At 71.0% G+C, this 21,770-nt stretch carries 17 protein-coding genes; 5 read left to right on the top strand and 12 right to left on the bottom strand.

Annotation, left to right across the window (positions count from 1 at the left end; all coding sequences use genetic code 11):
* The first annotated feature begins 84 nt into the window (after positions 1-84).
* Positions 85-1,149 carry a DUF3533 domain-containing protein gene (locus ICC28_RS05185; protein WP_188287183.1) on the top strand — a complete coding sequence of 355 codons (1,065 nt, stop codon included), beginning with the start codon at positions 85-87 and terminating at the stop codon, positions 1,147-1,149.
* Here the strand turns inward: ICC28_RS05185 and adhE are convergent.
* The 5 genes from adhE to ICC28_RS05210 all read right to left on the bottom strand — a co-directional run bounded on the left by adhE (position 1,137) and on the right by ICC28_RS05210 (position 8,910).
* The gene (gene adhE, locus ICC28_RS05190) at positions 1,137-3,731 is read right to left on the bottom strand and encodes a bifunctional acetaldehyde-CoA/alcohol dehydrogenase (RefSeq protein WP_188287184.1); all 2,595 of its coding nucleotides are present in this window, start codon (positions 3,729-3,731) and stop codon (positions 1,137-1,139) included. The genes ICC28_RS05185 and adhE overlap by 13 nt on opposite strands.
* 290 nt (positions 3,732-4,021) lie before the next feature.
* Entirely contained in the window at positions 4,022-5,104 is a 1,083-nt protein-coding gene (locus tag ICC28_RS05195; protein WP_188287185.1) for a S1 family peptidase, read from the bottom strand.
* A gap of 277 nt (positions 5,105-5,381) precedes the next feature.
* On the bottom strand, positions 5,382-6,275 hold the full coding sequence (locus ICC28_RS05200; protein ID WP_188287259.1) for a slipin family protein: 894 nt from the start codon (positions 6,273-6,275) through the stop codon (positions 5,382-5,384).
* Positions 6,276-6,456: 181 nt separating this feature from the next.
* The gene (locus ICC28_RS05205) at positions 6,457-7,365 is read right to left on the bottom strand and encodes a S1 family peptidase (RefSeq protein WP_188287186.1); all 909 of its coding nucleotides are present in this window, start codon (positions 7,363-7,365) and stop codon (positions 6,457-6,459) included.
* A 354-nt stretch (positions 7,366-7,719) separates the two neighbouring features.
* Positions 7,720-8,910 (bottom strand): DUF5685 family protein, encoded by a 1,191-nt coding sequence (locus ICC28_RS05210; protein ID WP_188287187.1) that lies wholly within the window; start codon positions 8,908-8,910, stop codon positions 7,720-7,722.
* Between the two features lie 328 nt (positions 8,911-9,238).
* On the opposite strand from ICC28_RS05210, the gene ICC28_RS05215 reads away from it, so the two are divergent.
* Entirely contained in the window at positions 9,239-9,676 is a 438-nt protein-coding gene (locus ICC28_RS05215; protein WP_188287188.1) for a cell division protein SepF, read from the top strand.
* Positions 9,677-9,713: 37 nt separating this feature from the next.
* Here ICC28_RS05215 and ICC28_RS05220 read toward each other — a convergent pair whose 3' ends face one another.
* Positions 9,714-10,892: an acyl-CoA dehydrogenase family protein gene (locus ICC28_RS05220; RefSeq protein WP_188287189.1), complete on the bottom strand. Its 1,179-nt coding sequence runs from the start codon at positions 10,890-10,892 to the stop codon at positions 9,714-9,716.
* Positions 10,893-10,981: 89 nt separating this feature from the next.
* Complete coding sequence (locus ICC28_RS05225) at positions 10,982-12,577, bottom strand: MFS transporter (protein ID WP_188287190.1); 1,596 nt, start codon at positions 12,575-12,577, stop codon at positions 10,982-10,984.
* A 250-nt stretch (positions 12,578-12,827) separates the two neighbouring features.
* Here ICC28_RS05225 and ICC28_RS05230 point away from each other — a divergent pair, with 250 nt between their 5' ends.
* Together ICC28_RS05230 and ICC28_RS05235 are read left to right on the top strand one after the other, a co-directional pair.
* A complete protein-coding gene (locus ICC28_RS05230) occupies positions 12,828-14,036 on the top strand; it encodes a hypothetical protein (RefSeq protein WP_188287191.1) in 1,209 nt (402 codons plus the stop codon).
* A 238-nt stretch (positions 14,037-14,274) separates the two neighbouring features.
* Entirely contained in the window at positions 14,275-15,279 is a 1,005-nt protein-coding gene (locus ICC28_RS05235; RefSeq protein WP_188287192.1) for a phosphatase PAP2 family protein, read from the top strand.
* A gap of 99 nt (positions 15,280-15,378) precedes the next feature.
* Here the strand turns inward: ICC28_RS05235 and ICC28_RS05240 are convergent, their stop codons facing one another.
* The gene (locus tag ICC28_RS05240; RefSeq protein WP_188287193.1) at positions 15,379-15,594 is read right to left on the bottom strand and encodes an I78 family peptidase inhibitor; all 216 of its coding nucleotides are present in this window, start codon (positions 15,592-15,594) and stop codon (positions 15,379-15,381) included.
* 416 nt (positions 15,595-16,010) lie between these two features.
* On the opposite strand from ICC28_RS05240, the gene ctaD reads away from it, so the two are divergent.
* A complete protein-coding gene (ctaD, locus tag ICC28_RS05245; protein ID WP_188287194.1) occupies positions 16,011-17,690 on the top strand; it encodes a cytochrome c oxidase subunit I in 1,680 nt (559 codons plus the stop codon).
* Here the strand turns inward: ctaD and ICC28_RS05250 are convergent.
* The 4 genes from ICC28_RS05250 to ICC28_RS05265 form a co-directional block, all read right to left on the bottom strand.
* Positions 17,581-18,609 (bottom strand): helix-turn-helix transcriptional regulator, encoded by a 1,029-nt coding sequence (locus ICC28_RS05250; RefSeq protein WP_188287195.1) that lies wholly within the window; start codon positions 18,607-18,609, stop codon positions 17,581-17,583. The genes ctaD and ICC28_RS05250 overlap by 110 nt on opposite strands.
* A 366-nt stretch (positions 18,610-18,975) precedes the next feature.
* Positions 18,976-19,782, bottom strand: a complete 807-nt coding sequence (locus ICC28_RS05255) for a hypothetical protein (RefSeq protein WP_188287196.1) — start codon at positions 19,780-19,782, stop codon at positions 18,976-18,978.
* Between the two features lie 67 nt (positions 19,783-19,849).
* A complete protein-coding gene (locus ICC28_RS05260) occupies positions 19,850-21,142 on the bottom strand; it encodes an ABC transporter substrate-binding protein (protein WP_188287197.1) in 1,293 nt (430 codons plus the stop codon).
* Positions 21,111-21,662, bottom strand: a complete 552-nt coding sequence (locus ICC28_RS05265; protein WP_188287198.1) for a hypothetical protein — start codon at positions 21,660-21,662, stop codon at positions 21,111-21,113. The genes ICC28_RS05260 and ICC28_RS05265 overlap by 32 nt, the downstream gene beginning before the upstream one ends.
* Positions 21,663-21,770 lie beyond the last annotated feature (108 nt).

Consider the following 21,770-nt stretch of genomic DNA (forward strand, 5'->3'; position numbering starts at 1 on the left):
TAGACCAAAACCCGAACACATGTACGACAACCGTTCGGCCGCCTCCCACCTGCGGAAACGCCCGCCACCTCGGACTGTGGGGACATGACACAGAACAGCTTTCTCGCCGAGGTGAAGGACGCGGTCACCCCGCGGGCCACACTGCTGGTCCTCGGGGTGGTCGCCCTCCAGCTGCTGTTCATCGCCTCCTACGTGGGGGCGCTGCACAACCCCAAGCCGAAGGACGTGCCCTTCGGGGTCGTCGCACCCCGGGCCGCGGCCGAGCAGACGGTGACCCGGCTGGAGCAGCTGCCCGGCTCACCGCTGGACCCGCGTGCGGTGGCCGACGAGGCGACGGCGCGGAAACAGATCATGAACCGGGACATCGACGGCGCCCTGGTGATCGATCCGGCCGGCACCACCGACACGCTCCTGGTCGCCTCCGGCGGCGGCACCGTCCTCGCCACCGCCCTGGAGAGCCTCACCACCACCCTGGAGGAGAGCCAGCAGCGCACGGTGAGGACCGTCGACGTGGCCCCGGCGTCCGCCCAGGACTTCGACGGCCTGTCGTCCTTCTACCTGGTGGTGGGCTGGTGCGTCGGCGGCTACCTGTGCGCCTCGATCCTGGCGATCAGCACCGGGGCCCGGCCCGCCAACCCGCGCCGCGCGCTGATCCGACTGGTGGTGATGGCGCTGGTGTCGATCGTCGGCGGGCTCGGCGGCGCGGTCGTGGTCGGCCCGATCCTGGACGCCCTGCCCGGCAGCGTGGCCGCCTTCTGGTGGCTCGGGGCGCTGATCACCTTCGCCGTCGGCGCCGCCACCCTGGCCCTCCAGGGCGTCTTCGGGATCGTCGGCATCGGCCTGGCGATCCTGCTCGTGGTGATCGCGGGCAACCCGAGCGCGGGCGGTGCCTTCCCGCTGCCGATGCTGCCACCGTTCTGGCAGGCGATCGGCCCGGCGCTGCCCCCGGGCGCCGGGACCTGGGCGGCACGCTCGATCGCGTACTTCGACGGCAACGACATGGCGGCCGCCCTGCTGGTCCTCTCGGCATGGGCGGCCGTCGGCATCGTGGTCACACTGGTGGCGGCGGGGCTGCGGCAACGGCGTGGGGACGACCCCCTGCCGACCCGAGCGGGCGCGGGCGAGCCCCGGCCGGCTCAGGCGCCGTAATACGCCCTCCGCATCAGCTCCTCCATCTCGTCGATCATCGGCATCCGCGGGTTGGCGGGCGCGCACTGGTCGGCATAGGCGTTCAGCGCCTGCTGCGGGATCGCCGCGACGAAGGCCTCCTCGTCGACCCCCTCCTCCTGGAAGGAGGCCGGGATCCCGCAGCGCCTGCGCAGGTCCTCGATCGCACGGGCGTAGGACTCCACGCCCTCCTCCGGAGTGGCGGCGGGCAGGCCCAGCATGCGGGCGATGTCCTGGTAGCGCTCGGGGGCGCGGTAGGTCTCGGCCTTCGGCCACGGGGTGGCCTTGTGGGTGACCGTGCCGTTGTGCCGGACGACGTGCGGCAGCAGCAGCGCGTTGGTGCGGCCGTGGGCGACGTGGAAGGTGTTGCCCAGGGTGTGCGCCATCGCGTGCACCAGGCCGAGGAAGGAGTTGGCGAAGGCCATGCCCGCGATGGTGGAGGCGTTGTGCATCCGCTCCCGGGCCCGGGGCGCCCTGGCGCCCTCCTTCACACAGGCCTCCAGGTTCTCGAAGATCAGCTTGATGGCCTGCAGGCACTGGCCGTCGGTGAAGTCGCTCGCGTAGACCGAGACGTACGCCTCCGTCGCGTGGGTCAGCGCGTCGAAGCCGGAGTCGGCGGTCACCGTCGGCGGGAGGTCCATCGCCAGCACCGGGTCGACGATGGCGACGTCGGGGGTGAGCGCGTAGTCGGCCAGCGGGTACTTCTGGGCGGCCTCGGGGTCGGAGATGACCGCGAAGGGCGTGACCTCCGAGCCGGTGCCGGACGTGGTCGGAATGGCCACCAGCTGGGCCTTCTCCCCCAGGTTCGGGAACTTGTAGGCCCGCTTGCGGATGTCGAAGAACTTCTCCCGGGTGTCGGCGAACTCCACCTCCGGCCGCTCGTACATCAGCCACATGATCTTCGCCGCGTCCATCGGCGAACCGCCGCCGAGCGCGATGATCGTGTCCGGCTCGAACTCCCGCATGGCGGCGGCGCCCGCGCGTACGGTGGCCAGCTCCGGGTTGGGCTCGACGTTGTCGATGAACTGCAGGGTGACCGGCTCCGCGCGGGAGTTGAGGATCTCGGTGACCTTGCGGACGAAGCCGAGCTGCTCCATCGTGCGGTCGGTGACGACGGTGACGCGGTGCACGTCCGGCATCGACTTCAGATAGCGGATGGCGTTCCGCTCGAAGTAGATCTTCGGCGGCACCTTGTACCACTGCATGTTGTTGTTGCGCCGTCCGATCCGCTTGATGTTGAGCAGGTTGACCGCCGAGACGTTGTTGGACACCGAGTTGTGTCCGTACGAGCCGCAGCCCAGGGTCAGCGAGGGCAGGAAGGCGTTGTAGACGCTGCCGATGCCGCCGAGGCTGGACGGCGCGTTGACGATCACCCGGATCGCCTTGACCCGCCTGCCGAACTCCTCGGCCAGTTCCTCGTCCTCGGTGTGGACGGCCGCGGAGTGCCCGAGACCGTCGAACTCGACCATACGGGCGGACAGTTCGAGTCCGTGCTCGGTGGACGTGGCCTTCAGTGCCGCGAGCACCGGCGACAGCTTCTCCCGGGTCAGCGGCTCGCGCTCGCCGACCTCCGCGCACTCGGCGACGAGCACGGAGGTGCCCTCGGGCACGGTGAAGCCGGCCTGCTCGGCGATCCAGGCGGCGGACTTGCCGACCACGGCCGAGTTGAGCTTGGCCGCGGCGCAGTTGGCGCCGTCCGCGCCGACTCCGAAGAGGAACTCCTCCAGCTTGGCCTTCTCGGCCTCGGAGACGACATGGGCGTTGAGCCGCTCCAGCTCGGCGAGCCCGGCCTCGTAGACCTCCCGGTCCAGGATGACGGCCTGCTCGGAGGCGCAGATCATGCCGTTGTCGAAGGCCTTGGACAGGACGATGTCGTGGATGGCGCGGCCGAGGTCGGCGTCCGCGGCGACGTAGGCGGGCACGTTGCCCGCGCCGACGCCGAGGGCCGGCTTGCCGCAGGAGTAGGCGGCCCGGACCATCGAGTTGCCGCCGGTGGCGAGGATGGTGGAGACGCCGTCGTGGTGCATCAGCAGCCGGGTGGCCTCCATGGAGGGCTCCTCGATCCACTGCACGCACCCCTCGGGCGCCCCGGCCGCGACGGCCGCGTCCCGCACCACGCGGGCGGCCTCGGCGGAGCACCTCTGGGCGCTGGGGTGGAAGGCGAAGACGATCGGGTTGCGGGTCTTCAGCGCGATCAGCGCCTTGAAGACGGTGGTGGAGGTCGGGTTGGTCACCGGGGTCATCGCGCACACCACGCCGACGGGCTCGGCGATCTCGGTGACGCCGTTCAGCTCGTCGCGGTGGACGACGCCGGCGGTCCGCAGGCCGCGCATCGAGTGGGTGACGTGCTCGCAGGCGAAGATGTTCTTGACGGCCTTGTCCTCGAACAGCCCGCGCCCGGTCTCCTCGACCGCCAGCCTGGCCAGCTCCCCGTGGGCGGCCAGTGCCGCGAGAGACGCCTTCTGGACGATGTGATCAACCTGCTCCTGGTCGTAAGCCTCGAACCGGCGAAGCGCGTCCAGCGCGCCCTCCACCAGTAGGTCCACCCGGTCTGCGACCTGCATGGCAGGCCTCCTTCACCCCAGCCTTCGCTAACACCTCCATTCGAACGCCACGAGGCGGGCGCCGGGGCACGAGAAGGGCCCTACCTGCGGGAAGAAGGTCCCGGGAGGGGCTGGGACGAAGGTCCCGGAAACAGAAAAGGGCCCCGAAAGGGGCGAGAGGCCGAGGGAGAACCCGCGGCCGCCGACGGCGCTCGGCCCCCACGGGCCATCCGCACCCGACCACGAAAGCAGCACGGGTGGTGCGGGTGGGAACGACCACGAACAACCCACCCGCACCCGGCACACAAACCTCAGCCGATCTCCGTGCCCGTCGCCGACAGCGCCTCCGTCACCGGCTGGAAGAAGGTCTCCCCGCCGGAGGTGCAGTCGCCGCTGCCGCCGGAGGTGAGGCCGACCGCCTTGTCGCCGGAGAAGAGGGAGCCGCCGCTGTCGCCGGGTTCGGCGCAGACGTCGGTCTGGATCAGACCGTTGACGATGTCACCGTTGCCGTAGTTCACGGTGGCGTCGAGCCCGGTGACCGTCCCGGAGTGCACCTGGGTGGTGGACCCGCTGCGGGTGACCTCCATGCCGACGGTGGCGTCGATCGCACCCGAAATGGCCTGCGCGGAACCGTCGTAGAGGTTCACCTCGCTCGGGTGGTCGACGTCCGCGGTGTACTTGACCAGTCCGTAGTCGTCGTCCGGGAAGCTGGAGACCTCGTTGCTGCCCAGGGCGTTCCCGTCCGCGTCCTGCCAGTCGGTGATGCCCTCGGTGCAGTGCCCCGCGGTCAGGAAGAACGGCTCCCCGCCCTTGACCACGTTGAAGCCGAGGGAGCAACGACCGGTGCCGCCGGTGATGGCGTCACCGCCCGCGACGAAGGGCTTGAACTCACCCTTCGTACGCTGGAGTTCGGCAGCGCCGCCGAGCCCGTCGACCACCTTCGTGAGCTTGGCCCACTCGGCGTCGGAGACCGTGCGGTCGGCGGTGACGACGACCTTGTTGGAGATCGGGTCGGTCACCCAGGACGTACCCGGGATCGTCGCGTCCTGCTTCAACGTGCTGCGCGCGCTCTTGAGTTCGGCGAGGGAGTTCGCCACCAGCCGGGCCTTGGCGCCGGCCTCCTCCACGGATGCGGCCGCGTCCTTGTCGACCACGTTCACCACGAGGTTCTTCGTCTGCGCGTCGTAGTACACGCCGGCCGTACCGGCGCCGAGATCCTTGACCAGCGTCGAGGCGAGCTTTCCGGCCGCCGTGACCGACAGGGTCTCGGGCGTGGCGGTCGTAGCGGGCTCGTCGGCGTTCGCAGTCTGGAAGGTGACACCCGCGGTCACCAGTGCGGCGATGCCCGCACCTGCCGCGGCGGCCCGCCGCTTGGGTATGCGTCGGTGCTTCAACTCACGTCCTCCTGTGGGGGGTCGGTCCGCGAGGTTGTGGGGACCTCAAGAACCGTAAGGTGTACGGCCGCAGAGGCGGCGCACAGCAAAAAGCCGCGTCCGTGCCGGTTGATCGGCGCCTACTATTCCGAGGCTCACAGGGGACACACAAGGTCGACTTCAGGACGTACACACGGTCGTCACGACCCAACCCCGACCTCTTGACCGTGCACAGTCACCCCAGGTGCATTCGCACTGCAAACACTACGTGCGAGTAACTTGCTGCACCGAGTGAGGTCTACTCCTGTCCTGAATCCGACCCTTCGGGGGCCCGGTCCAACAGGGGCTCCACAGACGGCAGTCGTTCCTGCTCGGCGGGCCGCTCGGCAGAACGCGCTTGCTGCACGGACGGCGGAGAACCCGCCTGCCCCACCCCCTGCGCCTTCTCCAGGAACCGCAACAACTCCACCGGGAACGGCAGCACGAGGGTCGAGTTCTTCTCGGCCGCGACCGCCACGACCGTTTGGAGCAGCCGCAGTTGCAGCGCGGCGGGCGTGTCCTCCATCTGCTGCGCGGCCTCGGCGAGCTTCTTCGACGCCTGGAACTCGGCGTCGGCGTTGATGACCCGGGCCCGCCGCTCACGGTCGGCCTCGGCCTGCCGGGCCATCGAGCGCTTCATTGTCTCGGGCAGGGAGACGTCCTTGATCTCGACGCGGTCGATCTGCACGCCCCAGCCGATCGCCGGGCTGTCGATCATCAGCTCCAGACCCTGGTTGAGCTTCTCGCGGTTGGACAGCAGATCGTCCAGGTCGCTCTTGCCGATGATCGAGCGCAGCGAGGTCTGCGCCATCTGCGAGACCGCGAACCGGTAGTCCTCTACCCGCACCAGGGCGTCCGCCGCGTCCACCACCTTGAAGTAGACGACCGCGTCCACCTTCACCGTGACGTTGTCCCGGGTGATGCCCTCCTGGGCCGGCACCGGCATCGTCACGATCTGCATGTTCACCTTGTGCAGCCGGTCCACCACCGGAATGATCATCGTGAACCCCGGTCCCCGCACCTCGGGGCGGAGCCTGCCGAGCCGGAGGACCACACCCCGCTCGTACTGCTTGACGACGCGCGCCGCCGCCATCACGTACACCGCTCCGACGGACGCGAGAGCGGCTCCCGCCGCCACCAGTTCCTCGACCATCACGGCCCCCAGGGTCCGAAGTGGGCGCATCAGGCGTGTCGGGCGCCACCTGGTGTGTCCTTCGACGGTAACTCCGCGGTCCGGACAAGGGCGAGCCCCCGCACGGCGGTTGCGTGCGGGGGCTCGCCTTCTGCTGGCTGCGCAGGTGCGGGGTCTACGACCGCCGGTACTACGGGCCGGCCTAGTAGACGCTCATGCCGTAGGCGTTCAGGGCCTCCACGACGGGCTGGAAGAAGGTCGTGCCGCCCCAGGTGCAGTTGCCGCTGCCGCCGGAGGTCAGGCCGTAGGCGACGCCGTTGCTGCCGTAGAGCGGGCCGCCGGAGTCGCCGGGCTCGGCGCAGACGTTGGTCTGGATCATGCCGTAGACGACGTCGCCGCCGCCGTAGTTGACGGTCGCGTTGAGGGCGGTGACACGGCCGGTGCGGGTACCGGTGGTGGAGCCGGTGCGGATGACGTTGGTACCCACGCTCGGGTTGGCAGCCCTGGTGATGTCCACGCTGCCCGCGGTGCCCGACTTGCTGATCGAGCCGTTGGTGTACCGGACGATCCCGTAGTCGTTGTTCGGGAAGCTGGAGCCGGCGGTCGGGCCGAGAACCGTCGTACGGCCGGAGTTGGAGTACCACGTGCCCGCGCCGTCGGTGCAGTGACCGGCAGTCAGGAAGTAGTAGGCACCCGCGCTGTTGCGGACGTTGAAGCCGAGGGAGCAGCGCCAGCTGCTCGCATAGATGGCGTCGCCGCCGCCGATGTACTTCTGGAACTTGCCCGGGGTCCGCTTGATCGTCAGCGCGTCGGCGTTGGCGCCGGCCTGCTGCCTGATCTTGTTGATCTCGGCCTGGGAGACCGTGCTGTCGACGGTGACGACGACCCGGTTGGTCTTGCTGTCGACGGCCCAGGCGGTGCCGGGGACATCGGCCTTGAGCACGGAGCCGCTCGCGTTCTTCAGCTGGGCGGAGCTGAAGGTGGTGGGGGTGTCGGCCGCGGTCGCGCTGGGGATCGCGACCGCTGCTGCGGCCACGAGGCCGGTGGATACGGCGATCAGCCGGGTCCGTCTCGTCATGCCACTGCGGGGGGTAGTGCGCTTGATCCTCACTTTTCGTTCCTCCACATGGGAAGTCGGGGGCCGTCGTGGGGTTCGGGCCCGTGAGGCGCAGCCAGGGGTTCGGGACTGTCCGGATTCCGAACATGCCGTGCCCCTGACAAGCGCTGTGGGGGAGTATTCGGCCACACGGCCGCCGGGCGCAAGGGCGCCTTTCGGCCGTACGGCCCTCAACCGACGGCGACGGGCGACCTTCAACCGACAGCGCGGGCGACCTTCAAGCGACGCGACGGGCGACCTTCAACCGACAGCGACGGGCAGCCTTCAGTCGACAGCGACGGGCAGCCTTCAAACCGACAGCGACGAGCGGCCGATCGCGCACGAACCCGTCGGCGCCCGTACAGCCGCTCAGCAGTTGCACCCGCAGTCGCAGCCGTCGCAGCCGCAGCCGTCGCCCCCACAGCAGTTGCTACAGCAGTCGCAGCAGCCGCAGCAGTCCCCGCACCCACCGTCGCAGTGCGTACACAGCCCCTGCCGCCGCTGCCGCGACCACGGATCGTCGTACTCCCCGCAGCACACCTGGCACGTACAGGCCAGCCCCATCCACACCGCGCACCCCGCCAGCAGCCCCCGTCGGTCCCGCCGCGGCGGTTCCGGCGGAAACCCACCCGGACCGCCCGGACCACCGGGAAAGCCGGGCGCACCGCCGGGCGGCGCATAGGGCCCCGCCATGTGCGAGCAGGACGCCGCCCCGAACGCCCGGTCCACCGACCGCCGCAGCTCGTGCACCAGCAGCAGATGGACCAGCCGCGCGTCGGCGAAGTCGGCCTCCCGCAGCGCCAACCGGATCCCGTGCAGCGCGTCGTCGGCGAGCCGTCGCGCCTCCTCCACCGGCGTCCCGGTCGCCGTCAGCGGGTTCCACGCACCCGACGCCGCGTCAGTTTCCTTGTCCTCCACGGCGTCCAGCAGATGTGCGAGCCGCCCGAAGAGCCGCCCCGCCTCGGCGAGCGGCTCGGCGTTGCCCGGCCGCCCGGCCAGCACGGCGGTGTGCGCGAACGCGGCCGCCGTCGCGGTCTCGGTCGGCTCGGTGACCGCCAGGATCGGCGTCCCCGGCCCGGCCAGCGCCTCGATGCCGACCTGCCGGTCCACGGCGTCCACCAGTACGGCCGTGTCGAACCCGACGGCCGCACCACCGCGCGCCCCGGCCGCACCCCAGCTCACCGCCACCCGCCGGGCCGCCGACGCCATCGGCCGGCGCGCCAGCAGCCCGTCGCGGTCGGCCACATGGTCGCGCACCTTCGCGGAGGCCAGTACCAGCGACACCGCGGCCGCGAGCCGCGCGCCCTCGCCGTGTGCCACGGACGCGGTGCGCATCCCGCGCAACGGGCACGGCCCCGCCGTACGCCGCCCCGCGTCCTCCCGTCCGGCCTGAGCCTCCGTCAGAACCGAGACGAGCAGCCCGTCGTAGTTGGTCACGACCCGCGCGAACTGGCCGTGGTCGCCGCGCAACGCGAGGCAGAGACCGCACAGATGGGCCATCCACTGGCCGGCCAGGCGCTCCCCGAGCCGATGCCGACAGGGCCTGACGATTCCGAACACGACGCTCCCCCGTGATTGATGCGCGTGATTGATACGACATGTGCGCCGCGGCATCGTATCGACCACCCCTGCGGCCCCTTGCGCACCCTCCGGGTTCACCCGGACGCACCGCACATCACCCATACGCCGCGAAGAATCATATTTCACTCACAGTCAGCAGCCGTGTGGGGCGCGGCCCTTGGGGTACCTGGGCTCTCGACGGATTCGCCGTGCACCAGTACCGTCACAAACCCCCCGCGCGGCGTCTATCCACTTGGCGCACCGTCCGCATCATGGATGACCATAGGGATGCGGAAAGCAAGAAAGACCGCTGTGAGAGGAGGCGTCCATGGGATCGGTGCGCAAGGCGAGTGCCTGGCTGGGCCTCGTTGACGACAACGATGACGAGCGTTACTACGACGACGACTACTCCGAAGGGACCGAGCCCGGGGAGGCCTGGGTCACCGATCCGCGGGTGAAGGTGGCCACGGACGTCGCCGAGGAGAAGGGCCGCCGGATCGGCACGGTCACCCCGGACAGCTTCCGGGACGCCCGCGCCATCGGCGAGCTGTTCCGGGACGGGGTCCCGGTCATCATGAACCTCACGGCCATGGAGGCGGGCGACGCCAAGCGTGTCGTCGACTTCGCGGCCGGCCTGATCTTCGGCCTGCGCGGTTCGATCGAGCGGGTGTCCACCCGGGTGTTCCTGCTGACCCCCGCCCACACGGAGATCGTCAACGGCGAACCGGCCGCGCACCGCACGGACGGCTTCTTCAACCAGAGCTGAGGCAGGGCCGCTCGCCGGCCCTGCCCCGCTCAGGGGTTCACCGGAAGGCGTCGATCCCGGTGAGCGCCTTGCCCAGCACGAGCTGGTGCATCTCGACGGTGCCCTCGTAGGTGAGCACCGATTCGAGGTTCGTCGCGTGCCGCATGATCGGGTACTCCAGCGAGATCCCGTTGGCACCGAGGATCGTCCGTGCGGTACGGCAGATGTCGATGGCCTCGCGGACGTTGTTGAGCTTGCCGAAGCTGACCTGCTCGGGACGCAGGCGGCCGGCGTCCATGCGCCGCCCCAGATGGTGGGCGAGCAGAATCCCCTTGTGCAGTTCGACCGCCATGTCGGCGAGCTTGGCCTGGGTGAGCTGGAACCCCCCGATGGGCCGCCCGAACTGCTCCCGCGTCTTCGCGTAGTCGACCGCGGCCTCGAAGCAGGAACGGGCCGCGCCCATGGAGCCCCACACGATGCCGTAGCGCGCGTGGGTGAGACAGCTGAGCGGTCCGCGCAGCCCGGTGACCTCCGGCAGGACGGCGTCGGCGGGCAGCCGCACCTCGTCCATCACCAGTTCGCTGGTGACGGAGGCGCGCAGCGACAGCTTGTGCTTGATCTCGGGTGCGGAGAAGCCGGGGCTGTCGGTCGGCACGACGAAGCCGCGGATGCCGTCCTCGGTCTGCGCCCAGACGACGGCGACCCCGGCGACCGACCCGTTGGTGATCCACATCTTCCGGCCGCTGAGCACCCAGTCGGAGCCGTCCCGCTTGGCGTAGGTGCGCATGTTGGCCGGGTCGGAGCCGTGGTCGGGCTCGGTCAGCCCGAAGCAGCCGATGACCTCGCCGGAGGCCATGCGGGGCAGCCAGTTCCGCTTCTGTTCCTCGCTGCCGAACCGGTGGATCGCGTACATGGCGAGGGAGCCCTGGACGGAGACCAGGGACCGGATCCCGGAGTCGGCGGCCTCCAGTTCCAGGCAGGCGAGTCCGTACTGGACGGCGGAGGCGCCGGCACAGCCGTAGCCGCTCAGGCTCATCCCGAGGGCGCCGATCCCGCCGAGCTCGCGGGCCAGTTCGCGGATGACGGGCAGCTCGCCCGTCTCGTACCACTCGGCGACATACGGCAGGACGCGGTCGGCGGCCCACCGGCGGACGGTGTCGCGGACGGCGAGGTCCTCGGGCTGAAGGAGGTCGTCGATCCCGAGCGGATCGGCGGGATCGAACGGGGGCAACGGCATGGGGGACCCTCCGGCAGCTCAAAACTAGCAGCGCTAGTCACGGGTTGAAGGCCGACGTTACGACGCAGTCTCCACCACGTCCACCCTTCTCAGGCCGAGACCCGGGACTCCGCGACCTCTCTCGGGGCCGGCAGTTCCACCGGCTGCGGCTCGCAGTTCATGGTCCGCGGCAGCCGCAGTGCCATCGCCGCACCCAGCAGCAGCAACCCGGCGCTCACCAGCAGGGTCACGTGCAGCCCGTGCACGAAGCAGTCCCGGGCGACCTCCCGCAGCGTCGCCCCGGCGGCCCCGCCCAGCTGTCCGGCCACCTCGTAGGCCTCGCCCAGCGAGCGCGCCGCCGCCGCGGAGGCCGAGGCGGGCACCCCGGGCACGGACGACAGCCCGGGCGCGTAGGCCGCGTTCATCACGCTGCCCAGCAGTGCGATGCCGATGCCCGCGCCCAGTTGGTAGGAGGTCTCCCCGATCGCGGCCGCGCCACCGGCCTGTTCCGGCGGGGCCTCGCTCAGCATCGACTCGTACGCCCCGAACAGCGTCGTCTCCAGGCCGAAGCCCAGCAGGACGAAGCCGGACAGCAGCAGCGCCGGGTTGTCCGTGCCGCCCATCGCCGTCAGCAGCACCACCGCGAACGCCGTCAGACAGAACCCGGCGCACACCATCCGCCGCGGCCCGAACCGGCGCAGCATCCGCGCCCCGGCGAGCCCCGCCGCCATCGCCGCGAACGTCAGCGGCAGCAGCCGCAGTCCGGTCTCCAGCGGGGACAGTCCGAGCACGAGCTGCAGGTACTGCGCGGCGATCAGTTCGAGGCCGACCAGCGCGAGCATCGCCAGCACGATGCAGCCCACCGAGGTGCTGAACGCCGGCCGCGCGAACATCTTCAGGTCCACCAGCGGATGGGTACGGCGCCGCTGGCGTCGTACGAAGAGCACCAGCAGGGCCACGCCCCCGAACAGGGGCAGCGCGGTGATCCAGTCGAGTTCCCCGCCGCCCAGGCGCTTGACGCCCAGCACGACGCCGAACAGCCCGGCCGCGGCCGTCAGGGCACCGACGACGTCCCAGGGGCCCTTGCCGTCACCCTTGGACTCGGGCAGCAGCAGCCGCCCCACCGGCAGGCTGACCAGCATCAACGGGATGTTGACGAGGAACACCGAGCCCCACCAGAAGTGCTCCAGCAGGAAGCCGCCGAGCAGCGGACCGACCGCGGCGCCGACCGCGGCCACCGCGCTCCAGACGCCGATCGCGAGCGCCCGCTCACGCCGGTCGGGGAAGACCTGGCGGAGGATCGACAGCGTCGCCGGCATGATCATCGCGCCGCCGACGCCGAGCAGCGCCCGTGCCACGATCAGCACCTGGGCGGTGTCGGCGAGCGCGGCCATCGCGGAGGCGACGCCGAACAGGCCGTATCCGAGGAGCAGGACGCGTCTGCGGCCCACGCGGTCGCCGAGCGTGCCGAAGAGGATCAGCAGCGAGGCGCAGACCAGCGGGTAGATGTCGACGATCCAGAGCAGTTCTATGGCGCCGGGCCGGAGGTCCTCGGTGACGGCGGGCACCGCCACGTGCAGCACGGTGGCGTCGACGGCGACCAGCAGCAGGCTGACGCAGAGGACGACCAGGACGACCCAGCGGTTGGCACCGGCCCCGGCCGCCCGACGGCGCAGCCCGACGGCGGCCGTGGTCGTCCCGGACATGTACGTACCTCCCAGATGTTCCCTCGCGATCGGCGGGTTCACGGGGTGGGGACTCCCCGTGACTCGGCCGGGGAGGAGCGGTGGTCCCCGGCCCGCGCAACGAAGCGAGTGACACGTCAGCGTACGCGAGTCCGCGCCAGTGCCGAGTGGCGGACCTCTCACAGTTCGGACAGAACCCGTGTGGCGTACGCCACTCCCCGCTTCCGCGCAGCGGACGGTCGGGGTTCGCCGCCCACCGATAATCGAGCCCGTGACCGATCTTTCCACGCGCCTTTCTACGCGCGTCCGGCGTGCGGCGCCCGCCCTGCTGGGATACGCGGCCGTACGCGTCCTGGGCCTGCTCGTGCTGGCCCTGTGGAGCGCGGCGCGCGACAAGAGCGCGTACACCCTGCTGACCGCCCGCTGGGACGCGCTCTGGTACACCAGGGTCGCCGAGTTGGGCTACGGCTACGAGGTGCGGCTGCCCAACGGCGACGTGCACTCGAACCTGGCCTTCTTTCCCCTGCTGCCCTGGCTGGAGCGGGGCCTGCACGCGGTGACCCCGCTGTCGTACGCCGACGCCGGCTTCCTGGTCGCCGTGCTCGCCTCGCTCGCCGCGGCCTGGGGGATCTTCGCGGTCACGGACCTGGTGTACGGGCGGCGGGCCGGGATCTGCGCGGTACTGCTGTGGGCGGTGCTGCCGGTCGGGATCGTGCAGTCGATGGCGTACAGCGAGTCGCTGTTCACGGCGCTCGCGGCCTGGGCGCTGTACGCGGTGCTGACCGGGCGCTGGCCGACGGCGGGCGCGCTGGCCCTGCTGGCCGGGCTGACCCGGCCGGTCGGTCTCGCCGTCGTGGCGGCGGTGTGGGCGGCGGGCATTGCCTCGTTCGTGCGGGACCGCAGCGCGGCGCCCGGCGACAGCGCACGGTCCCCGGGTCGCGCCCCCTCCCCCACCGGCGGTCCGGCCCCGCGGGGCGCGTCGGCTGCCCGGCGCGCCCTGGGCATGCTGCTCGCGCCCCTGGGTGCCGCGGGCTACGTCCTCTGGGTCGGTCACCGCACCGGACAGGGCCCGCTCGGCTATCTCGACGTCCAGGCCGGCTGGCGCAACGGCTTCGACGGCGGCTACGCCTTCGCCCGTTTCGTCGCCGAAAAGTTCACGTCGTTCCCGTCGGCCCTCGCCGGCGTCGGTCTGATCACCGGGGTCGCCCTCGTGGTGTGGCTGTACGTCGTCTGCGTACGGCAGGGCCAGCCGCTTCCGCTGCTGGTGTACGCGGGTGTCGTCACCGCCCTCGCCCTGTGCGCGTCGAGCTACTTCGGCTCGAAACCGCGGCTGCTGCTGCCCGCCTTCCCGCTGCTGCTGCCGCTCGCCCTGGCCCTGGCCCGGCTGCGGACGCGCAGGTCGGTCCTGGTGCTGGGGCTGGTGGCGGTGGCGTCGGCGGCCTACGGGGCGTTCTGGCTGAACGGCTCCGGTCCCCCGTGATCGTCCGGGTACGCGCGATGAGCCTCGGGAGAATTCCGGGCCAGCTTTCGGTGAACGAATTCAGAATCCGCATAAAGGCTCGATCCGGAATGATCAAAAGAATTGAAGGATGCGGCGGCCTTCCATTGCGGAACGCCAGGAAATAAGCCTCTCTCTGAGAGGAATCCCACATCACATCGTCATCACAAACCGGCCGAATCGCCGGGGAACAGAGCTCACTCGCTGTAACGTCGATTGGGTGCGTACCGAACGAAACCTCACCCGTCTGGACCGGGTGTTCGCCAGGCTGGACCGTGAGCCGGAACGACCGGCCCACATCGATGTGCCGAGGATGAGCCGGCACCGGGTCGTGCTGTTCTCGGCGACCCTGGCCTTCTACGGGGCCATCGTGTGGGCCGTTGTGATCACCTCGTGGCTGGTCCGCCTCGACTGGCAGGTCATGTTCTTCCGGCCGTACCAGCAGTGGTCGGAGATCCACGCATTCGTCGACTACTACGTGGTGCTCGGCCAGCGCGGCCCCACCGCGGTGATGATCGCGGCCTGGCTGGGCTGGCGCTCCTGGCGGCAGCACACGTTGCGGCCGCTGCTCGCGCTCTGCGTCTCCCTGCTCCTGCTGAACGTCACGGTCGGCGCCGCCAAGATCGGCATGGGCCGCCTCGGACCGCACTACGCGACCACCATCGGCGCCAACGAGATGTGGCTCGGCGGCGATATATTCCCCAGCGGTCACACCGCCAACGCCGTGGTGACCTGGGGAATCCTGGCCTATCTGGCCTCCACCCCGAGAGCCCGCCGCTGGCTGTCCGCCCTGTCGGCGGTGACCTCGCTCGGCGTCGGCCTGTCCACGGTCTACCTCGGTACGCACTGGCTGAGCGACGTCCTCCTCGGCTGGGCCGCCGGCCTGCTGATCCTGCTGGCGCTGCCCTGGTTCGAGCCGCTGATCGCCCGCGCCGAGTCGGCCGTCTTCGATCTGCGCGACCGCTGGCGCGACCGCGGCACCGTCCCGGCGCCGGTGCCCGCGACGGTTCCGGCTCCGGCCCCGGTGCTGCTCAAGCCGCGCGCGGCCGCCCAGGACGAGGCCGCCGTCCGTACCTCCAGAACGCCCGCCTACCTGGCGCCGGGCCCGCACACAGCCCGCTCCGAGCGCACCCCCGTCACGCCGGTCGGCAGCCGCCGGCCCCCGCACACCGACCGCGGAAGCCGCGGCACGACCTCGGCGGCCCGCCCCCTGACGGGCGGTTGACGGGCGCGGGACAGCGGGGCTCGGTACGCACAGCCCACCCCGCGGCGACGGCCCCGGTCCTCTTCACGAGGAGCCGGGGCCGTCGTCGTAGAGCCCTTTTCAGCCTTTCCAGGCCCGGGCCACCACGCCGCCCTTCACCTCGAAGTTGAGCCGGCCCGAACGGTATTCCATGGTGATGATCGCCCCCGGCGGCAGGGACCGCACGGTCGACCAACCCCGTTCGCGGGCGAGCCGCTCGGCCCGGTCGGCGGGGAGCCCCACATACGAGTCCGGGTTTTCGCTGGGTTCGGCGGAAGGTTTCGGAATCGGTGCCATGCCGCCACGCTAGGCCCTGCCCCGCGGACTCGGCCAGGGGGGCGGCCACCCACCGTCACGCATCCCCCTCCGGTCACGCTTTTGTCACAGGATCACGACACACGTTTCAGCACGGGTACGTCACACGTCCGAGCGGTTCCCTGCGCCTTTCGCGGGCAATCGAACGTAATTACCGCGTGTCGGACCGGCTCCCGGAAAAGCCCGTCGGAAAGTTCCCGGAGAACTGCCCCGGACTCCTTTTCCCGTCCGATTCCGCGTGCGGTCGGGGAGCCGACCTCCCACAGGAAATACACAGAACCCCGCGCACGCCCCCTGTCGGAGCCCACGGCGACGCGAGCATCATGGCGAGGGCTCGCGGGGAAGCGGCGCGGGCATCGGCGGACCCGGGGCGCGACGAGCGAAGGGGCGAGCGAGCGATGGGGACTGAGACCGTGCAGGCGCCGGCGCGACCCGCGCGGACCAAGGAGCGCGGCCGGCTGGTCGTCGACTGGCTGACCACCACCGACCACAAGAAGATCGGCCATCTCTACCTGATCACGTCGTTCGTGTTCTTCCTCGTCGGCGGAGTCATGGCGCTGCTGATGCGGGCCGAGCTGGCCCGGCCGGGGCTCCAGCTCGTCACCAACCAGGAGTTCAACCAGCTGTTCACGATGCACGGCACGATCATGCTGCTGCTGTTCGCGACACCGGCGTTCGCGGGCTTCGCCAACGAGCTGATGCCCCTGCAGATCGGGGCGCCCGACGTGGCCTTTCCGCGGCTGAACATGCTGTCGTACTGGTTCTACCTCTTCGGCGCCCTGATCGTGATGGGCTCGCTGCTGGTGCCCTCCGGGCCCGCCGACTTCGGCTGGTTCGCCTACGCGCCGCTGAACAGCATGGAGCGCTCCCCCGGCATCGGCGGCGACCTGTGGATCATGGGGCTCGCGCTGGCCGGCTTCGGCACGATCCTCGGCGCGGTCAACTTCATCACCACCATCATCGGGATGCGCGCGCCCGGCATGACGATGTTCCGGATGCCGATCTTCGTCTGGAACACGCTGTTCACGTCGATCCTGATCCTGATGGCGTTCCCGGTGCTGGCGGCCGCGCTGCTGTGTCTGGAGGCGGACCGGCGCTTCGGCTCGCACATCTTCGAGGCGGCGAACGGCGGGGCGCTGCTGTGGCAGCACCTGTTCTGGTTCTTCGGGCATCCCGAGGTGTACATCATCGCGCTGCCGTTCTTCGGCATCGTCAGCGAGATCATCCCGGTCTTCGCCCGCAAGCCGCTGTTCGGCTATCTGACGCTGGTCGCGGCGACGATGGCGATCACCGGTCTGTCGGTGGTGGTGTGGGCCCACCACATGTTCGCCACGGGCGCGGTGCTGCTGCCGTTCTTCTCCTTCATGAGCTTCCTGATCGCGGTGCCGACGGGCGTGAAGTTCTTCAACTGGACCGGCACCATGCTCAAGGGCTCGCTGTCCTTCGAGACGCCCATGCTGTGGTCGGTGGGGTTCCTGGTGACGTTCCTGTTCGGCGGTCTGACCGGGGTGATCCTGGCCTCGCCGCCGATGGACTTCCACGTCACGGACAGCTATTTCGTCGTCGCGCACTTCCACTACGTCGTCTTCGGCACCGTCGTCTTCGCGATCTTCGCCGGGTTCCACTTCTGGTGGCCGAAGTTCACCGGGAAGATGCTCGACGAGCGGCTCGGCAAGATCCAGTTCTGGACGCTCTTCGTCGGCTTCCACACCACGTTCCTGGTGCAGCACTGGCTGGGCGCGGAGGGCATGCCGCGCCGGTACGTCGACTATCTCGCCGCCGACGGCTTCACCGCGCTGAACACGGTCTCGACGATCGGCTCGTTCCTGCTCGGCCTGTCGACCCTGCCGTTCCTCTACAACGTCTGGAAGACCGCCAAGTACGGCGAGAAGATCGACGTGGACGACCCGTGGGGCTACGGCCGTTCCCTGGAGTGGGCGACCTCCTGCCCGCCGCCCCGGCACAACTTCACCGCGCTGCCCCGGATCCGGTCCGAGTCCCCGGCGTTCGATCTGCATCATCCCGAGCACGCGGCGACCGAGCCAGAGCGCGCGACAGCCGGTCCCGAGCGGTCCTGATCGTCTCCGTGAGCTCGGCGGGCTCCAGCACCTCGAACTCGAAGCCCATCAGCATGACGTGAATGACCATCACGTCCAGGCTCGCGGCCCCGGTGCGCAGCAGGCAGCTGCCGGGCCCCTCCGGCTCCAGCGTCCCGGCGGACGGCGAGATCTGCTCGGCGGCCTCCTCCAGGGGCACCAGCAGCCGGACGACGGCCTGGGCGGCGTACGCGCGCGTGGAGACGCCCTGGGAGACGTACGCGGCGAGGTCGTCGGCGGGCGGGCGGCGCGGGGTGAAGCGCGGCCCGTGCGGGGGCTTGGGGGTGATGCGGTCGACGCGGAAGGTGCGCCAGTCGTCCCGGTCGAGGTCCCAGGCGACCAGGTACCAGCGGCGTTCGGTGCACACCAGGCGGTGCGGCTCCACCGAGCGGCGGGTCGAGGCGCCGTCGTGGTCGCGGTACTCGAAGCGCAGGCGTTCGGCGTCCCGGCACAGATGGGCCAGCTCGGTGAGGAGGTTCGGGTCGACGGCGGAGGGCTGGGGCCCGCGCAGCAGCGGCACGGTGAAGGCGTTGAGGGCGCCCACCCGGCGGCGCAGCCGGTTCGGCAGGACCTGCTCCAGCTTGGCGAGGGCGCGGACCGAGGTCTCCCCGATGCCCTCGATGCCCTGCCCGGCCGCCGTGCGCAGCCCGACGGCCACGGCCACCGCCTCGTCGTCGTCCAGGAGCAGCGGCGGCAGCTCGGCGCCCGCGCCGAGCTGGTAGCCGCCGCCGGTGCCGGGGCTGGCGTTGACCGGGTAGCCCAGCTCGCGCAGCCGGTCCACGTCCCGGCGGACCGTGCGCGGAGTGACGCCGAGGCGGTCGGCCAGTTGTGCGCCGGACCATTCGCGGTGGGCCTGGAGGAGCGAGAGCAGGCGCAGCAGTCGTGCCGAGGTCTCCAACATGGGGCCGAGTCTGCCAGCCGACGCGGACAGAAACGGTCCTCGACAGTTACCCGACAGGCACCGGTGCGACAGAAACGAACACGCCGCGGTCGCACAGGCACCACGGCACGACGAAACGGCCCGCCCTCGCCACCCACCGCACACCGACGTGACGAAAACGAACAGACCGTCCTCCCACACGCAGCACACCCCGGCGGAACGGCCCGCCCTCGTCAACCGCCCGACACCGGCGCGACAGAAACGGACAGGTCGTTGAACCGCGCGCATCACGACACGGCGATCCTCAACCGCCGGACACCGGCGCGACAGAAACAAACAGACCGTCCCCCCACACGCAGCACACCCCGGCGGAACGGCCCGCCCTCGTCAACCGCCCGACACCGGCGTGACGGAAACGGACAGGTCGTTGTCGCGCGTGTAGCACGGCACGGCGTCCATCGGGCCGAACGGCGTCCGCACGCGTGCGTGTGGGCAGGTGAAGGCCGCGCTCTTGTCGGCGACGTCGTCGAGCAGCCGCGCGACCCGCACGCCCGGCCCGGCCTCCCCGCCGGGGCGCAGCCACAGGTCCCACAGGCCGGGCTCCAGGGTGCGGTACGCGACCGTGAGACGGAACTCCGCGTCCTCGTGGGTGAGGCCGACGCGGCGGACGGGCACCGGGGCGTGCCGGCCGCGCAGCTCCGCACGGCTGCCGGGGCCGAGGAGACAGCCGTACACGCGCCCGTGCACGGTCAGCTCGGCGTCCCGCACCCGCAGCTCACCGGCCTCCGCGTGCGGGGCGCGCAGCCAGCTGCGGACGGTGAGGTTGCCGTGCCGGGTGGCGTACGGAATCCGCACGGCGACATGGCCGCGGCCCGCGCTGGGCGTGCGAGCGGCGAGGGAGGACAGGTCGGTGACGCCCGGAGCCAGCCGCCGCGGTTCGCCGTCGGTCACGCGCGCGTACGCGTCCCAGCGGCCCTCGGACAGGGCGACGCTGCTGGGCAGCGCGGCGCGCAGCCGGCCGTCCGCTGCCGGGGCCAGCGGCAGGCCGACCTCCTCGTGGCTGCCGCGGCGGCGCAGCACCAGGTGCGCCACGTCGACGGCTCCGCGCGCGGCGACGTCGAACGTCAGACCGCCCGCGGAGTCCGCGATGCAGTCGGCGCGCAGCGGTGCGGTCCGCGACACGGGCATCGTCATGCGGCGGGGGTCCTCCTCGGGTCTGTGCTGTCCGGTTAGACCACCGAACGGCCCGTTCGGTTGCGTCTCAGGGCTCATAGGAGAGCTGCGGCACCTCGAAACAGGTACGGTCCATGTCCCCCTGGGAGACCCAGCCGCGGCCGTCCTCCCACCGGGCCACCGACAGACACGTCCGGCGCGACTCGGGTGGCTCGGCCAGCCGTTCGAAGCGGACGGGGAGCAGCAGGCCGTCGGCGGTGAAGCCCTGGCTGCGGCTCATCCATCCGTCGACGCACGCGCGCGTGACGCCCTCGTCCGCGCAGGACCGCGCCGCCTCGGTGAACCACATCGCGGCCGCCCACCCCTCCAGCTGCCACTGCGAGCGCGACTTCAGCCCTTCGGTGCCGTCCCGGAACTCCCGTACGGCCGGGTGGCCGGTGTCCTCGAAGTTGCGGCTGGACCCGGTCGCCCACAGCGCGTTGCGGCAGCGCGGGGCGTCCCGGTACGCGTCGGCGACGGTCGACGTCCAGTTCTGTACGTTCGTCACCTTGGCGGTGAGTTCGACGCCCGCCTCGTCCATCGCCCGGCACAGCCGCGCGTTGCCGTGGCCGTCGATGGCGTCGAAGACGAGGTCGGCGCCCCGCTCCTTCAGGTCGGCGGCGACGGCACGGAAGTTGGGCAGCGCGAAGTCGACCTGCTCGGTGACCACCTCGTAGCCCTCGGCCTTCAGGCCCCGCTCGACGAGCCGGGCGTAGGCGGCCGAGGCGGCCTGGTTGTAGGAGACGACGGCGGCGGTGCGGGCGCCGTGCTCGCGCTTGAAGTAGCGGTAGACCTCGGTGCCGCCGTACAGCTTGCCGTCCCAGCCGGGGGTGCCCGCGCGGGGCGCCAGGCTGCCGTAGATGCCGTACAGGTGCGGCCAGGTGTCGTAGGCGGCGCCGATGGGCTGGCCACCGATGTCGGGCACGCGCGCGCGGGAGACGCGGGAGGCGCCCGCGTAGTCGAGGGCGGTGGTCGCGACCAGGGCGACCACCTCGTCCTCGTCGATCAGCCGGTGCACGCACTCGTTGTTGCCGACGCCGCTGCCGCCGTCGTCGCACAGCCGCACCTCGACGGGGCGGCCGTCGATGCCCCCGCGCGCGTTGAGGCGCTCGAACCAGGCCTTCGCGCCGTCGCGCGGGCCGGTGAAGGCGCCGCCGCCGACCGGGCTGGTGGCGCTGGTGATGATGCCGACCCGGATCGGACCGGCCTGCGGGGCGGGTGCCGTACGGTCCCCGCGCTCGAAGTCGCTCTCCGGCAGGCGGCTGCCGCAGGCCGCGCTCAGGACGAGCAGCAGCACCGCGGCAGCGGCCTCAGCAGCCCGGAACCGGCGACGCCGAGCCATTGCCGCTCAGTTGCACCAGAGCGCACAGCGTCTTGGCGGACACCTTCCAGGTCCCGTCCTGCTCGACCGCGGTGCCGGCCGCGTCGGGCAGGGCGGTGGCGCCGTTCAGCGTGAGCGTGTACGTCACGTCCGCCTCGGTCGGCGAGGTGAAGGCCACCTCGGTGACCTGGGCGCCGACCTGTCCGCCGCGCTCGTCACCGCTGAAGGCCCGGAGCACCGGCGCCATCTGCTCGCCGTTCTCCAGGACGGTCTGCTTGTCCTCCAGGGAGGTCTTGGGGTCGAAGAACTTCTGCCAGTTCCGCTCGATCTCCTGTTCGGCCGCGGCCGCGTCGGCCGGTTCGGTCGCGGCGGGGGCGGTCGTCGTCCGTTCCACCGACGGGGAGGCGGTGGCGGTGCCGCTGCCCCCCTCGTCGTCGCTGCATGCCGCGAGGGCCGGGGCGAGGAAGAGGAGCAGCCCGGCCGCCAGTGCCGTGGCCCGTCCCGTGTTCCCTCGCCTGATGAGGTCGCTCCCGAGAACCATCTGGCTCACCACCGGGTGTCGGTCCGGGCCGTGCGCGCCCGGTGCTTTCAGGGTCGGCTTCCAGAAGGCATAGTGCAAGCCATTGGCTGACATGCACAGACACACGAC

The organism is Streptomyces sp. TRM68416 (genome assembly GCF_014596915.1).
Lineage (GTDB): Bacteria > Actinomycetota > Actinomycetes > Streptomycetales > Streptomycetaceae > Streptomyces.